12 protein-coding genes and 1 pseudogene are annotated in these 14,899 nt (G+C 71.1%); 8 read left to right on the forward strand and 5 right to left on the reverse strand.

All coding sequences use genetic code 11. The features are described from left to right. Positions 1-173: 173 nt before the first annotated feature. Together H0524_RS24405 and H0524_RS01895 are read left to right on the forward strand one after the other, a co-directional pair. Positions 174-385: pseudogene (locus H0524_RS24405) on the forward strand (IS5/IS1182 family transposase); the annotation flags it as partial. Positions 386-691: 306 nt separating this feature from the next. Beyond that, positions 692-1,261 (forward strand): carbonic anhydrase, encoded by a 570-nt coding sequence (locus H0524_RS01895; RefSeq protein ID WP_218941338.1) that lies wholly within the window; start codon positions 692-694, stop codon positions 1,259-1,261. 93 nt (positions 1,262-1,354) lie between these two features. Here H0524_RS01895 and H0524_RS01900 read toward each other — a convergent pair whose 3' ends face one another. Beyond that, positions 1,355-3,385: an NAD-binding protein gene (locus H0524_RS01900; protein ID WP_375371984.1), complete on the reverse strand. Its 2,031-nt coding sequence runs from the start codon at positions 3,383-3,385 to the stop codon at positions 1,355-1,357. Positions 3,386-3,489: 104 nt separating this feature from the next. On the opposite strand from H0524_RS01900, the gene H0524_RS01905 reads away from it, so the two are divergent. Then, a complete protein-coding gene (locus tag H0524_RS01905; RefSeq protein WP_180197137.1) occupies positions 3,490-5,016 on the forward strand; it encodes an FAD-dependent oxidoreductase in 1,527 nt (508 codons plus the stop codon). A 24-nt stretch (positions 5,017-5,040) separates the two neighbouring features. Here H0524_RS01905 and H0524_RS01910 read toward each other — a convergent pair whose 3' ends face one another. Next, on the reverse strand, positions 5,041-5,898 hold the full coding sequence (locus H0524_RS01910) for an enoyl-CoA hydratase/isomerase family protein (RefSeq protein WP_180197581.1): 858 nt from the start codon (positions 5,896-5,898) through the stop codon (positions 5,041-5,043). A 51-nt stretch (positions 5,899-5,949) separates the two neighbouring features. Then, a complete protein-coding gene (locus tag H0524_RS01915; protein WP_180197138.1) occupies positions 5,950-6,456 on the reverse strand; it encodes an MSMEG_6728 family protein in 507 nt (168 codons plus the stop codon). Between the two features lie 208 nt (positions 6,457-6,664). Between H0524_RS01915 and H0524_RS01920 the strand changes: the two genes are divergently transcribed. From H0524_RS01920 to H0524_RS01930, 3 genes are all read left to right on the forward strand, one after another. Next, positions 6,665-7,834 carry a glycosyltransferase gene (locus tag H0524_RS01920; protein WP_180197139.1) on the forward strand — a complete coding sequence of 390 codons (1,170 nt, stop codon included), beginning with the start codon at positions 6,665-6,667 and terminating at the stop codon, positions 7,832-7,834. 235 nt (positions 7,835-8,069) lie between these two features. Next, entirely contained in the window at positions 8,070-9,260 is a 1,191-nt protein-coding gene (locus tag H0524_RS01925) for a globin domain-containing protein (protein WP_180197140.1), read from the forward strand. Continuing rightward, entirely contained in the window at positions 9,257-9,982 is a 726-nt protein-coding gene (locus tag H0524_RS01930) for a DivIVA domain-containing protein (RefSeq protein ID WP_180197141.1), read from the forward strand. The genes H0524_RS01925 and H0524_RS01930 overlap by 4 nt, the downstream gene beginning before the upstream one ends. Before the next feature lie 23 nt (positions 9,983-10,005). Here H0524_RS01930 and H0524_RS01935 read toward each other — a convergent pair whose 3' ends face one another. Further along, complete coding sequence (locus H0524_RS01935) at positions 10,006-11,184, reverse strand: NAD(P)/FAD-dependent oxidoreductase (RefSeq protein WP_180197142.1); 1,179 nt, start codon at positions 11,182-11,184, stop codon at positions 10,006-10,008. An 81-nt stretch (positions 11,185-11,265) separates the two neighbouring features. After that, on the reverse strand, positions 11,266-12,210 hold the full coding sequence (gene sigJ / locus H0524_RS01940; RefSeq protein ID WP_180197143.1) for an RNA polymerase sigma factor SigJ: 945 nt from the start codon (positions 12,208-12,210) through the stop codon (positions 11,266-11,268). A 69-nt stretch (positions 12,211-12,279) separates the two neighbouring features. Between sigJ and H0524_RS01945 the strand changes: the two genes are divergently transcribed. Then, complete coding sequence (locus H0524_RS01945) at positions 12,280-12,579, forward strand: DUF1905 domain-containing protein (RefSeq protein ID WP_180197144.1); 300 nt, start codon at positions 12,280-12,282, stop codon at positions 12,577-12,579. Between the two features lie 49 nt (positions 12,580-12,628). Further along, a complete protein-coding gene (locus tag H0524_RS01950; RefSeq protein WP_180197145.1) occupies positions 12,629-14,887 on the forward strand; it encodes an ATP-dependent RecD-like DNA helicase in 2,259 nt (752 codons plus the stop codon). Positions 14,888-14,899 lie beyond the last annotated feature (12 nt).

The following is a 14,899-nucleotide window of genomic DNA, read 5'->3' on the forward strand; positions in this document are numbered from 1 at the left end:
GCCCACCATCCTCACCGCCGGAATCCTGCTCACCCTCACCGGCGCAGCCCTGACCCTTGCCACCCACCGACGCCGACCAACACACAGGCCCTGAGGAGCATCCATGTCGGCCTGACCGAACCCGCTAACGGTGCCGCTAACCGGGCGGTGTCATCGCCCGGTTAGCGGCTCGCACGTGGACGGTCAGCGTGGGCTCGATGACCAGCCGTGCGCACCAACACGCCGCCGGCGCCCGTACCGACGCCACGGGCAGAAAGAGCCACCCGGTGGTCTGCACGACGAGCCCGCCGACCACGCCCTCGGACGATTCCGCAGCGGTCTGAGCACCAAGACGCATCTGGCCTGCGAGCGGCGGGCCGCCCTCGCACCTGCGGTCCGTGGCGGCGCTGAGCACCCCACCACCTGCCGCCCGTGGGACCACCGAGAATACGCCTGCTTGTCCCCCTCTGAGGGCTTCGACGTATAATTCGACCGCTAAAGGTGAGAGTATGGCTATAAACCAGTTCAGGGGAAATCAATGAATAGAGTTGTACGCCCGAATCGGCGGGCGTTGCTCTCCGGCGCGCTGGTCGGCACCGTGGCCGCGCTCGCGGGCTGCTCCTCGACGGAGGCACAGCCGTCAACGACCAGCGCAGCGCCCCAAACGCCGCCCGCCACCCCCACCACGCCCAAGGCAGCACTCGAGCGGCTGATGGAGGGCAACCAGCGGTGGGTACAGGGCAAGCCGCAGGCCCCCCACCGGGACCCGGCCCGGCGTCAGGCCGTAGCCCAGGAGCAGAAGCCCTTCGCGGCGGTCCTCTCCTGCATCGACTCGCGGGTGCCACCGGAACTCATCTTCGACGTCGGCCTGGGCGACCTCTTCGTGACCCGCACCGGCGGCGAGGCGGTTGGCCCGGTGGTCACCGGTTCTGTCGAATACGGGCCGCTGGCCAACGGCACTCCGCTCATCGTGGTCCTCGGTCATCAACGTTGCGGCGCCATCAAGGCGGCGTACGCCTCCCTCAGTGACGGCGAAACGCCGCCCGGCAACCTGGCGGAGATCGTCGCGGCCCTGCAGCCGGCGTACGAACAGGTAGCTGAGGCGGGGGGTGACGACCCGATCGATGCCATGGTCCGCGCCCAGATCGAGTTGGCCGCGAACGAGTTGCGCTCCAACCCGGAACTCGCCCCGCTCGTGACGAAGCAGGACCTCGCCATCGTCGGCGCCTACTACTCCCTCGACACCGGTGCGGTCGAGGTCCTCAGCGGCGCCCCCTCCTGACCGGCCGAACGGTGACCGAACAACACTGGTCCCGGCCAGCCGCATGGAAGCTGGGGGCCGCTCCCCTGGTGCTGGCGCCTTCCGGGACCTGGGTTAGTCGGCAGAGTCGGATTGCTGATTAACCGAACCGTCCTGCTCCCCCGCCCGGGGCAGTGGCGGGCCCCCCGGGGGCATCGCGGCCTCCGGGGAGGAGCCGGCCGGGGGCGTCACGGCCTCCGGGGACGAGCCGGCCGGTGGCGTCACGGCCCCCGGGGAGAAGCCGGCCGGTGGCGTCACGGCCTCCGGGGACGAGCCGGCCGGTGGCGTCACGGCCCCCGGGGAGAAGCCGGCCGGTGGCGTCACGGCCCCCGGGGACGAGCCGGCCGGGGGTCCGGAAACCTCTGAATCGAGAGGGCCGGTCGCACGGAGCAGGGCATTCAGCCCGGCCCGACGGGCAACCACGGTCAAGCGGTCCCCGGCCATGATCACTAGCCGGTGGTCGAACTCCCACTCGTACCGCTGGCCGGAGCGGGCATGGGCGAGGAGCCGGACGCTTCCCGCACGGCCGACGGCGGCGAGCGGCTGACCCTCGAGCGAGGAGCCGGCGGCGACCGGGACCTCGGTGACCAACAGGGCGTGCCGGCCGACCGAGATGGTGGCGATGACGGCACGGTCCAGCAGGGCACCAGCGAACGACGGCGCCGCCAGGTACGACACGCTCCGCGAGACGCCGATACCGAAGGACCGCTGGACGCGCTCGGCGAAGTGCCCATCGAAGAGCCGCAGCACCACCTGAACATCGTCGTTGAGCGAACGGGCGGTCAGCGCGGCCCGCAGGTTCACCCCGTCGTCGGTGGAGACCACGACGAGGGCCTGGCTGGTAGCGACCGAGGCCGCGCGCAGGATCTCCTCGGCGGAGGCGTCCCCCACCACCACCGGCACGCCGAGCTGCCGGGCCAGCTCGGCGCCCCGCGCATCCGGGTTCTTGTCAATGGCGACCACCTCGACACCGAAATCGCGGAGTTGCGCGGTCACCCGCATCCCGATGTTGCCGAGGCCGACCACGACCACGTGCCCGGAACGGTCGGTCAGGGGCCGCCCGGAGTGCAGCGCCAGCCGGGCGTTGACGAGGCCGTCCACCACCACGGCGGTGATCAACGGGATCAGTGCCAGCCCGGAGAGGTTGAGGACCACCTGGAGGACCTGTTCGCCGACCGGCTTGGCGGCGTCCGGGTCCTGCCCGCTCAGGGCGGTGACCAGGGTCAGGTAGAGCGCCTCCCCCCAGCTCACCTCGGCGGTGCTGGCGTAGAGGCCGCCGAGCACGACGATCACCGCCAGCAGCGCCAACACGGCGGTGCCGATCCGGCGGGTGGCGAAGCCGCGGACCGCCCGGAGCAGCATCGTGACCGGCCGGCGCCACCGCCGGGCCCGGCGCAGTCGGCGTGCTGCCACCTCGGTTCCCGGTGGCGTACCCGCCGCCTCGGCGAGCACCACGTCGGCGGCGGTCGCATCCGCGGGCAGGACCCGGACCTCCCGCGGGTCGCGGGTATCCGCCACCGGGCAGACGACGTCCTCGTCGCGAAGGTCGACGCGGCGGGCCACATAGAGGGTTCGCCCGCCGTGTCGGAAGTGCGCCGGCGCGACCTCACCCAGCGCGGCAGCGACGAAGGCCGGGGCCGCCATCGCGGCATCGGAGAGCACCGCCGAGTCGGGGAAGATCTGTCGCACCCCGTTGGCCAGGCTGGTGTTGAACATCCGCACCACCAAACGCAGGCTCGGCTGGACCTCCTGCGCGCAGAGCGCGGCGTGCATGTTGCCCACATCGTCCTGGTGCAGCAGCGCCAAACCCTCGGCCCGGTCCAGCCGCGCTTCGCGAAATGTCACCTCGTCGAGCCGGTCAGCCTGGATGACCTCGATGCCGTCGAGATCCCGACCGTCCGGGCTGTCCGTCCGCTGCCGCCTCGGCACCACCAGCGTGATCCGGATCCGGGTCAGCTGCGGCTCGGTGCCGAGCAGCGACCTCACCACCCAGTACGCCAGGGCGTCGTGGCCACAGACCACGTAGTGCGTCCAGGGATCGCTGTTGCCTCGGAGCCGCCGCCCGGTCCACCACGCACGATCGAAGGGCCCCGTCATGTGGCGCATAGTAGACAGCCGGCGGCCCTCGTGCAGCCCATTGATCACGATTGCGACGGATCAGTAGCGCGAGTCCATTCTCCACCCGGGCCCGGCTCCGGCAAACTGGGGCGATGACGCTGTCGCAACTGGCGGGTCGGCTGCTCGGCGTCCGCGAACGCGTGGTGGAGCAGGGCGGTGAGGGCTCGCCGCGCGTACCCCACCCCGCACCCACCGTGGTGGTCGGCGGCGGAATCGCCGGCATGTCCGCAGCGGTGGTGCTGGCCGAACGGGGAGTGCCGGTCACCGTCCTGGAAGCCGCCCCCACCATCGGCGGGCGACTCGGCGCGTGGCCGGAGATCTCCCCCGACGGCACCCGGACCAACGAACACGGGTTCCATGCCTTCTTCCGCCAGTACTACAACTGGCGGAACATCCTCCGCCGGGTCGACCCGACGCTGGGCTTCCTCCGGCAGATCCCGCACTACCCGGTCCTGTCCGCGCGCTGGCCCACCGAGGAGTTCGGGCGGCTGCCACCCGCGGCGCCAGCTAACCTGCTCGCCCTCCTGCTCCGCAGCCCCAGCCTGCGCCTACGGGACCTACGCGCGATGAACCGGGACGCCGCGCTGCCGCTGCTCAGCTACGACCCGATCCAGACGTACGCCGAGTTCGACGACACCACCGCCGACGCCCTGCTCACCTCACTCCGGCTGCCGGACCGAGCCCGAGCGATGCTCTTCGAGGTCTTCTCCCACTCGTTCTTCAACCACGAAGCGGAGATGTCCGCTGCCGAAATGATCGCCCAGTTCCACTTCTACCTGCTTGGCAACCCGGAGGGGCTGGCCTTCGACTGCCCCACCGCGGACTACGCGGCGTCGATCTGGCAGCCCCTCACCCGGCACCTCGAGCAGCACGGCGGCCGGGTCATCACCGAGGCCGCGGTCACCGAGCTGCACCGCGACGCCACCGGCTGGCAGGTGATGAGCACCGCCGGCGGGTACGAGGCCCGGCACCTCGTGCTCGCCGTCGACCCACCGGCCCTCGCCGCGCTGGTAGCGGCCTCCCCCGTCCTCGCCGAGGCCGCCCCCGACCTGGTAGCGCGCATGCCCGCGTTCGGCCAATCCGGTCCGCCGTACGCGGTGGCCCGCTACTGGTGTGCCGGGGACGTGGATCCCGGGCGGGCGGTCTTCAGCGGGGTCTCCCGGCAGCCCACCCTGGACTCGGTGACGCTCTACCACCGGCTGGAGGTGGAGTCCCGCCGCTGGGCTGCGCGCAACGGCGGCGCGGTGGTCGAGTTGCACGCGTACGCCTGCGAACCGGACGTGCCCGCCGAGGAGCTGGCCGAACGGATGTGGCGCGAGCTGAGGCCCCTCTGGCCGGAGGCGGGGCGGCTGCGGATCCGCGAACTGCGGGCCCGGGTGGAGGCCCGGGCGCCCGCGTTCCCACCCGGCGGCCACGCGGGGCGGCCCGGTGTCCGCACCGACGCCGACCGGCTCTACCTGGCCGGCGACGGCATTCGCACCGACTTCCCCAGTGCGCTGATGGAGCGCTCCGCCGCCACCGGCATCCTCGCGGCCAACCACATCCTGCGGGACGAGGGCGGCGCGACCGAGCCGATCCACTCGATCCGTCCTCGGGGCCTGCTCGCCCGACCGCACTGATCGGAGGCCGGGGCGACCCCACCGCTACCCGGTGTCGCCTGTTTCGCCGGGCCCCACCTCGGGCGGGGACCACGGAAAGCGGGCCGGTCGGCGCTCGTTGGCCGCCGCCACGCCCTCCCGAGCCTCCCCGCTGGCCCGCACCTGCCCGTGCCACCAGGCGATCCGGTCATCGTCCGCCCGCCCGTCGACGATCTCCTTGGCCGCCATGACGCTGAGCCGGGACCGCGCGGCCACCGCGGCGGTAACCGCACCGACCCGGGCCGAGAGCGCGGCGGCGGGCAGCACCTCGTCCACCAGGCCAACCCGGAGCGCCCGCTCGGCGTCGATCAGCTCCGCGGTGAAGAGCAGAGCCTTCGCCGTGGACGGCCCGACCAGTCGGGCCAGCCGGCGGGTGGTGGGTGCCGGATAGACCAGGCCGAGCCGGGCCGGAGGTACGCCGAAGCGCGCGTCGTCGGCGGCGAGCCGCAGGTCGCAGGCGACGGCGAGTTGACACCCACCGCCGACGCAGGCGCCCCGAATCGCGGCGACTGTCGGCTTGGCGAAGGCGACGAGTCGCTCCTCGGCCGTCACGGCGATACTGGCGTCACCGGCGTCCAGCAACTCGTCCAGGTCACCGAGGTCCGCGCCGGCGCAGAAGGTGTCGTCGGCTCCGGTGAGCACCAGGGCCCGTACCGCCGGGTCGGCCTCCAGCTGATCGAGTACCCCCGGCAGGCGTCGCCACATCGTCGCGGTCATCGCGTTCCGCCGGGCCGGATTGTGGATCACCACGGTCGCCACCGGACCGGCCACCTCGACAAGCAGTTCCGCGTCCGCCACCGCAACTCTCCCTCCGGTTCCTGTCACCGCGGTGACGATATCGACGCAGCCGCCACCCCGCCCCATCCCGGTGACGCCGGTCACGGTCCGGTGGCTCTTCCCGGCCGGTGGCTCTTCCTAGCTGGTGGCGCGATCCGAGCGGGTGGCACGATCCGAGCGGGTGGCACGATCTGAGCGGGGCCAGACGTACTCCAGATCGATCGGGATGTCCCCAAACTGGGGTCGATAGTGCTCGGGGTCCTTGCGCAACAGCGACGAACGGTGGCTCAGGTGCAGGTCGTCGCGGCCCAGCCAGGGCGGTAGCTCACCGGCCTCAGCCAACTCGGCCTGGGTGCGTACGGTGCGTACGCCCCGGGCGGCGGCGAAGTCGGTGACCAGCGTCGCGGCACAGGTGTCGGCTCGACCTGGCTCGCACCAGACCGCGCACACGTCCAGCCCGTACCGCGTCAGCGCCTCCTCGTAGCCGGCCCACATCTTCACCGTGGGATGGTGTCGCCAGCCGTAGCCCGGACGGGTCAGCCCCCGCAGCACCTGAATCGCCTCCACCCGCTGCTTACCGAGCCGACGTTGGTCCAGCACGGCCGCGCTGGCCAGAAAGTCCGGGTACGGAAGGAACGTCTGCATCCTGACTACCTACCCGCCGCCGCGCCCGACAATCCCTCGGACAGCAGGCGGCAGGCCACGCAGCAGGCGGCGGGCAGCGCGGCGGGCGACGAAGCGACGGGGTTCGCGGACGTTATAGTCGATCTACCACAACGTCAGAACGCCCACCCAGTCCATCCTGGCTGGTCGGCAAGGATGCCAGCCGGGCGGACACCGCACAGGGGAACGCATGGCCGTCTACAGTGCCCAGCAGCTCCACGGCTTGCGAATCATCGTCACCGGCGGCGGCACCGGGGGGCACACCTACCCGGCACTGACGACCATCCGCACGCTCCGCGCCCGCCTCGCCGAAACCGGCGCCGAGCCCGACATTCTCTGGGTCGGGGTCGAGCAGGGACTGGAGGCGAAGGTCGCCCGGCAGGAGGGCCTGCCCTTCCGCGCCATCACCACCGGAAAGTTACGGCGGTCCCCCAACCGTCAGGAACTGTGGCGCAACATCACCGACGCGTTCCGGATTCCGGTCGGCGTACTGCAGGCCATGGCGACCGTGCTGCGGGTCCGGCCGCACGTGGTCCTCTCCACCGGCGGTTACGTCTCTGTCCCGATCGGTCTGGCCGCCTGGCTGGCCCGGCGCCCCCTGGTCATGCACGAGCAAACCCTCAACCTGGGCCTGGCCAACCGGATTCTCGCCCTGGTCGCCCGCCGGGTGCTGCTGAGCCACGCCTCCTCGTTGCCGAACCTGTCGAAGCGAGCGCAGGCCAGGGCGGTGGTCACCGGCAACCCGGTCCGCCCCGACATGCTTACCGGAGACCCGGCTGCCGGTCGCGCCGCCTACGGGCTGGAGCCGCACCTGCCACTGGTCTTCGTCACCGGCGGGGCGCAGGGCGCGGTGCAGGTAAACCAGATGGTCGCCGAGGTCCTCCCTGATGTCCTGCAACGCTGCCAGGTGCTGCACCAGTGCGGGGAGTACAGCCTGGACCGCATGCGACAGCTCGCCGCCCAGCTACCGCCGCACCTACAGGCCCGCTACCGGGTCGTGGACTACATCCATGGGCAACTGCCCGATGTGCTCGCCGCCGCCGACATCGTGGTGGCGCGCAGTGGCGCCGGCACGGTAGCCGAGCTGACCGCGTTGGGCCGACCGGCAATCCTGATTCCACTCGTGCCGACCTCCGGCGACGAGCAGCGGCAGACCGCGCGGCACCTCGCCGCGGCCGGCGCGGCGCGGATGCTCACCGGCGGCGATGCCACCGGCGCTGCGCTCCGCGCCGAACTCTTGACGTTGCTCGACGACGCGCAGCGTCGGCACGCCCTGGCGGAGGCTGCCCGCCGCCACGGCCGGCCAGACGCCGCTGCCGCCGCGGTCACCGAGCTGATCGACGCCGCCCGCCGCGGCTGACGGGGGCACCCGTAGGCGCCGCCGGGCTCGGGGCAGTGTGCGCCAAGTCGAGTTGGTATCATGCAATAAGTCCACTAAACCGGTTAAGTCACCATAACCGATGCCGTGGTTACACCCAACCGCCGTGCCAGTCACTCCACGGACCAGACCCAGGGGGCCGAGTGAAGTCGATGCACGACCGTACCGGCGGCGCGTCCAGTGCCGACTCCGCTCTCACACCAGCCGGCTCGTCGACGTGACAGTGGATCCTGACCGGCTACAGGCGTCCTGGGCGCGGGTTGTCGCGCACGGTGATGCGGTGCCGACCTACTTCTACGCGGCCTTGTTCGCGCGTAACCCACAGCTGCGACAGCTCTTCCCGGCGTCCATGGCGGGCCAGCGGGATCGGCTGGTCACCGCGCTCGGACGTATTGTCGCTGGCGTTGGTCAGCCAGATGTGATGCTGCCCTTCGCGCGCGGACTCGGCCGCGACCACCGACGCTTCGACGTTCGTCCCGAGCACTACCCACCCGTTGGGGAGGCGCTACTGGCCACCCTCAGCCAGTTCCTCGGCCCCGACTGGGACGCCGACCTCGCCGCCGGATGGACTGAGGCGTACAGCCTGGTCGCGCAGGTCATGTGTGATGCCGCGGCGGAGGCCACCCGCAACGAGCCCCCGTACTGGCGAGCGCTGGTTGTCGAACACGAGCGCCGGGGCCTGGACGTGGCCGTGGTCCGACTGCAGGTGGACCAGCCCATGCCCTACTGGTACCTGCCGGGCCAGTCCTGTGCGATCGAGGTGCCGACGCGGCTGCGCCTCTGGCGCTACTACTCGCCGGCGAATATTCCGCGTCGCGATGGGCTGGTCGAGCTACACGTGAAGGCAGTACCGGGTGGGGAGGTCTCCACCGCCATCGTGCAGTCGCTGCGCAACGGTGACGAGATCCGCGTCGGCGCGCCCATCGGACACAGCCTGACCCTGGACCCGGACTCCGGCCGCGACCTCTTACTGCTCGCTGGCGGCACCGGTCTGGCACCGCTGAAGGCACTGACCGAACAACTCGCCGCCGAGGGCGGCCGGCGACGAGTCACCCTCGTCGTCGGCGGCCGCACGGGTGGCGACCTGTACGACCTGCCCGCTCTGGAGACCATGGCGCAGCAGATGCCCTGGTTGACCGTCGTACCCACCCTGTCCCACGATGCCCACGCCGTCGGTGTTCACCGTGGCAACGCCGTGGATGTCGCACTACGCATGGGCCGCTGGGACGCGCACGACATCTACGTGTGCGGTCCAGCCGAAATGGTCGCCACCAGCCGCGAGCGCCTCGCCGAGGCTGGTATCGCCCCGCAACAGGTTCGAAGCGAGGACGGCACCAACGACCCCTACCGCCCCGACTCCGTAGCCACCCTCACGGTGGCCGACCGCGCCGAGGTGTACGCACGATGAACCCAGCCAACCATCCCGGCGACGAGCCTGACCTCGGCCGCCAACACACCGCGCTCCGGGGATGGCGGCCGCTGTCCCCGGAACACATCCGGGGACACCGGTTCCGCGAAACCGCACTCGGGCGCCGTGGTTACCGCCCGGACGAGGTGGAGGCCTTTCTCGCCCGAATGGCCGAGGAGGTGCAGCGGTGGACCAACACCCATGCCCGCGACCTCGCGGAAGTCAATCGGCTACGCGGCTTCTTCCGCAACCAGAACATCGACACCGAACCCGCCAGCCAGCGCGCCTTCTCCAACGAGGCGATCAACATCCTGGCCACCGCCCAGCACCAGGCCGACCAACTCATCGCCGACGCCAAGACCCACGCCCGCAGCATGCAGACCGACGCACGTGGCCAGGCCGAACGCGTCGTCGTCGAGGCACGCCGCGAGGCGGAGGCAGCCGCCCACGCCTACCGCGTCCGCGCCGGGCAGCAGTACTCCGCCGACCGCGAACAGGTCGAACGCCTCACCGCCATCGCCCGGAACATCCTCGCCGCAGTCGCGGGTGCCACCAGTCAACTCGACGGCGCCAGCGCCCAGATTCGCGCCGTGGGCGACGCCTTCAGCGCCGAACTGACCAAGCTGGTCGGTCCGCCAGCCGCCGCACCCGAACACGCCGCCATACCGGACCATCCCACGGCTACCGGCATCCAACCCGTCCACGGGCAGACACACCGATAGCCACGCGCCACCAGCCCCGCGGCTCACCGCAGCGCGTTCTGCCCGCGCGGGCTGGTGCGGTGGCGACGGGATGGCAGCAGCAGCGTGGGGTGGCGGACGCTCCAGGCCGCCCCCCTGCAGACCATCTCCTTGTACCGGGCCGCCACCCTCCCCGCGAGGAAAGACGCCTTGGCCTGGTCATCGGCGGTCACGAACTGGATGAGCCCGTCCCGCCGGCCGAGACTGACGCACTGGTTGTAGTAGCGGAACGCGAGTTTCGGCACCTCCCGGCCGGTCAGGCGGGCGGCGATCGCATCGGCGGCCTGCCAGCCCATCGGGATCCCGGTAGCACAGGACATCCGGAGCGGCCTGCCCCCGGGCCCCTCGGCGAACGCGGCATCTCCGATCGCATACACCTCGGGGTGCGAGACCGCCCGCATACTGGCATCCACCCGAATCTGTCCAGTTTCGGCAAGCTCGAGGTGCGTGGCGGCGGCGATGGGGTGAACGGCGAAGCCCGCCGTCCAGACAGTCACCTGGGCCGGAACGGTTCGGGCGTCGCCGGTAGCCGCGCTGGCCGCGTCGACCCCGACGATGTCCGTCTGCTCGTGCACGGTGATACCGAGCCGGTCGCAGACGCGTCGCAGGTGACGCCGCGCCCCGCCGTCCAGCCAGTCACCGAGGCCGCCGCGGGCGGCGATCGCGACGGCGAGGTCCGGCCGTGCCTCGGCGATCTCGGTGGCGGCCTCGAGACCGGTCAGCCCACCTCCAACGACCAGAACGTTCCCGCCGGCGCCGAGGCGAACCAGACGATCGCGCAGCCGCAGGGTGGACTCCCTTCCGGCGATGTCGTAGGCGTGCGCGGCGACACCGGGAACCCCGTGGTCAGTACCGGTGCTACCGAGGGCGTAGACGAGGGTGTCGTAGCTGATCTCGTCCGCGCCCTGCTGATCCACCAGCGCGACGACTCTGCGGTCGAGATCAACGGCGGTGACTCGCCCCAGGAGTAGCCGCACGCCCGTACCCGCGTAGATGTCGCGCAGTCGGCGGTGGGCGAGGCGCTGTCCGGCCGCCAGCTGGTGCAGCCGGACCCGCTCCACGAACTCGGCCCCGGCGTTGACGACAGTGATCTCGACGCTGTCGGGATGCAGCCGCCGGGCGAGGCGTCCGGCGGCAGCCGCTCCGGCGTATCCGGCCCCGAGGACGACGATGCGGTGCTTCATGGTCTCACTCCTGTCTCGATGCGTCTGCCTCCTGAACCGGACAGCGACGCGGTTGCTGACAGGAACTCGCCGTGAGCTGAATCACCACGCTTCGATGAGGGGTTCACCGGGCTCGACCGCGGACCAGCGGTGGGTGGCGCGGGCAAGCTTGTCGGGGTTGACCTGGGTGTGGATAGCCGCGACGCCCTCCCCGGTCAGGTGCAGGGACATGACGGCGACGACCCGGTCGTCGAGCACGACCAGCACCGCAGGCCCGCCATTGACGACGCCGGCAAAGACCGCAGGTCGACCGCCGATCCGGTCGCGTTTGACGTTGGTGGGAACGAAGAGACCGCGCAGGAACCTCGCCACCGCCAGCGCGCCGGCGACCGGTGTGGTCCGGGCCGGAACCTTGCCACCACCGTCGCCGACGCTCGTCGCGTCCGCGGTCAGGAGCTCGACGAGCCGCCCAACCTCCCCACTGGTGGCGGCCGCGAGGAACTCTTCGACAACCTTCCGCGTGCTGGTCGCGTCCACCTCCGCGCGGACCCTGCCGGTGCTGATGTGCTGCTTCGCCCGCCGATAGAGCTGTTGGCAGTTCGACTCGGTGAGGTCGAGGAACACGGCGATCTCAGCGTGCGAGTAGCCGAACGCCGCCCGGAGCACGTACACGACCCGCTCGTTGGCCGAGAGCCGCTCCAGCAGGACGAGCACCGCCATCGAGACCGACTCCCGCTGCTCCACGGTGTCGACCGGGCCGAGCATCGGGTCCCCGGGGAGTAACGGCTCGGGCAGCCAGGTGCCCACGTACCTCTCGCGCCGGGCGCGCGCCGAGGTGAGCTGGTGGAGACAGAGGTTGGTGAGCACCTTCGTCAGCCACGCCCCGGGGGTCCGGACCACCGTCCGGTCGGCGGCCTGCCATCGGAGAAACGTCTCCTGGACGGCGTCCTCGGCGTCGCTCGCCGAGCCGAGCAGCCGGTAGGCGATCGCCTCCAACCGAGCCCTGGAGTGCTCGAACAGCTCGACCTCGTGCGAACTCAGCGGCATGGCCCGACAGTAGCCACGCGGCCCTCGAGGCACCACGGCCGTGTCGGACCGTCGTGTCAGGCTGGACCAGTGATCGTCACCTTCGAGGCCGAGCTATGGAGCTGGAGTGCCCGGCGGGCCGACAGTTGGACCTTCGTCAGCCTCCCCATCGACCTGTCGGAGGAGATCCGGGAGCTGTCCGGACCGCCGCGGCGTGGCTTCGGCTCGCTGCGGGTCCGGGTCACGGTCGGTGACAGCACCTGGACAACCTCGATTTTTCCGGACAAGCAGCGAAGCTGCTACGTGCTGCCCGTCAAACGCGCCGTCCGCGCGGCGGAAAGCATCGAGGCCGGCGACGTCACCACCGTGCGCCTCGAACTCCTCGCGTAGGGAAACCCGCCCGGACCGGAGCGCCGCGCCGCCGCTGGGGTACGGCAGGATGGCCGACGTGACCGCTGCCCCCCGTCCCGCCCTGGCGACGCTCGAGGCGGTGCTGGAGCGGCTCACGTACGTCAACGAGGAGACCGGCTACACCGTGGCCCGGGTCGCCACCGACCGCAGTGGTGATCTGTTGACGGTGGTGGGTGCGCTGCTGGGCGCGCAGCCGGGGGAGAGCCTACGGCTACACGGGCGCTGGTCCTCGCATCCCAAGTACGGCCGGCAGTTCGAGGTCGACTCGTACACCACGGTCCTGCCGGCCACGATCCAGGGCATCCAGCGCTACCTCGGCTCGGGCTTGGTGAAGGGCATCGGACCGGTGTTCGCCGAACGGATCGTCGCCCACTTCGGCCTGGAGACGCTGCGGATCATCGAGGAGGAGCCGGCCCGGCTGGTGGAGGTGCCGGGGCTGGGCCCGAAACGTACCGCGAAGATCGCCGCGGCGTGGGAGGAACAGAAGGCGATCAAAGAGGTGATGGTCTTCCTCCAGGGCGTCGGTGTCTCGACCTCGCTGGCGGTACGGATCTACAAGCAGTACGGCGACGCTGCCACCGACGTGGTCACGAAGGAGCCGTACCGGCTGGCGGCCGACGTGTGGGGCATCGGCTTCAAGACCGCCGACACCATCGCCCAGTCGGTTGGTATCCCGCACGACAGCCCGCAGCGGGTCATGGCCGGCCTGCAGTACACGCTCTCCGAGGCCACCGACAACGGCCACTGTTACCTGCCCGAACCGGAGCTGGTCGCGGACGCGACGAAGATCCTCGACGTGCCGGCCGACCTCGTCACCCGCTGCCTGGACGACCTGGTCTCCGAGGAGGGCGTGGTCCGTGAGTCGCTACCGGGCGGCGACGCCGATCGGCCAGCGTCGGCAACACCCGGCCCAGCGGAGCCGGTGCGGGCGGTGTACCTGGTGCCGTTCCACCGGGCGGAGCGGTCTCTCGCCACCAGCCTGCTCCGCCTGCTCGGCGACGGGGCCGATCGGTTGCCGCACTTCGCGGGCGTCGACTGGGACAAGGCGCTGACCTGGCTGAGGACGCGCACCGGCAACGACCTCGCCCCGGAGCAGGAGCAGGCGGTCCGGCTCGCGCTGACCTCGAAGGTCGCGGTGTTGACCGGCGGGCCGGGCTGCGGCAAGAGCTTCACTGTCCGTTCGATCGTCGAGCTGGCCGCCGCCAAGAAGGCCAAGGTCACGCTGGTGGCCCCGACCGGGCGGGCCGCCAAGCGCCTCTCCGAGCTGACCGGGCATCCCGCCGCCACGGTGCACCGCCTGTTGCAGCTCCGCCCGGGCGGGGACGCCTCCTACGACCGGGACAACCCCCTCGACGTTGACCTGCTGGTCGTGGACGAGGCCTCCATGCTCGACCTGATCCTGGCCAACAAGCTCGTCAAGGCCGTCCCGCCCGGCGCGCACCTGCTGCTGGTCGGCGACGTCGACCAGCTTCCCTCCGTCGGCGCTGGCGAGGTGTTGCGCGATCTACTCGCCGCTCCCACCATTCCGCGGGTGCGGTTGACCCAGATTTTCCGCCAGGCCGCCCAGTCCGGCGTCGTCACCAACGCGCACCGGATCAACGCCGGCCGCCCGCCCCTGCTCCAGGGCCTGCCGGATTTCTTCCTCTTCGCCTGCGACGACACGGAGGCCACCGCCGACCGTACCGTCGATGTCGCCTACTCCCGCATCCCCGCCAAGTTCCGCCTTGATCCCCGCCGGGACGTGCAGGTCCTCACCCCCATGCACCGCGGCCCCGCCGGCTCGGGGGCGCTGAACACCCTGCTCCAGCAACGACTCACCCCACATCGGGAGGGGCAGCCGGAGCGACGTGCCGGTGGGCGGGTGTTCCGCATCGGCGACAAGGTCACCCAGATTCGCAACAACTATGACAAGGGGCAGGCCGGGGTCTTCAACGGCACCCTCGGCATCGTCACCCAGCTCTCCACCGAGGAGCAGACCCTGACCGTCCGCACCGACGAGGACGAGAGCATCGACTACGACTTCGACGAGCTGGACGAGCTGGCGCACGCCTACGCGATGACCATCCACCGCTCGCAGGGCTCCGAGTACCCGGCGGTCGTCATCCCGCTGACCACCAGCGCCTGGATGATGCTGCAACGCAACCTGCTCTACACCGCGGTCACCCGCGCCAAACAGCTCGTCGTCCTGGTCGGTTCCCGCCGGGCCCTCGCCGCCGCGGTCCGTACCGTCGGCGCCGGCCGACGGCACACCGCCCTCAACCACCGACTCGCCACCACCACCCCCTGATCGCGGGGAACA

The organism is Salinispora sp. H7-4 (assembly GCF_013416675.1).
Classification (GTDB): Bacteria; Actinomycetota; Actinomycetes; order Mycobacteriales; family Micromonosporaceae; genus Micromonospora; species Micromonospora vitiensis.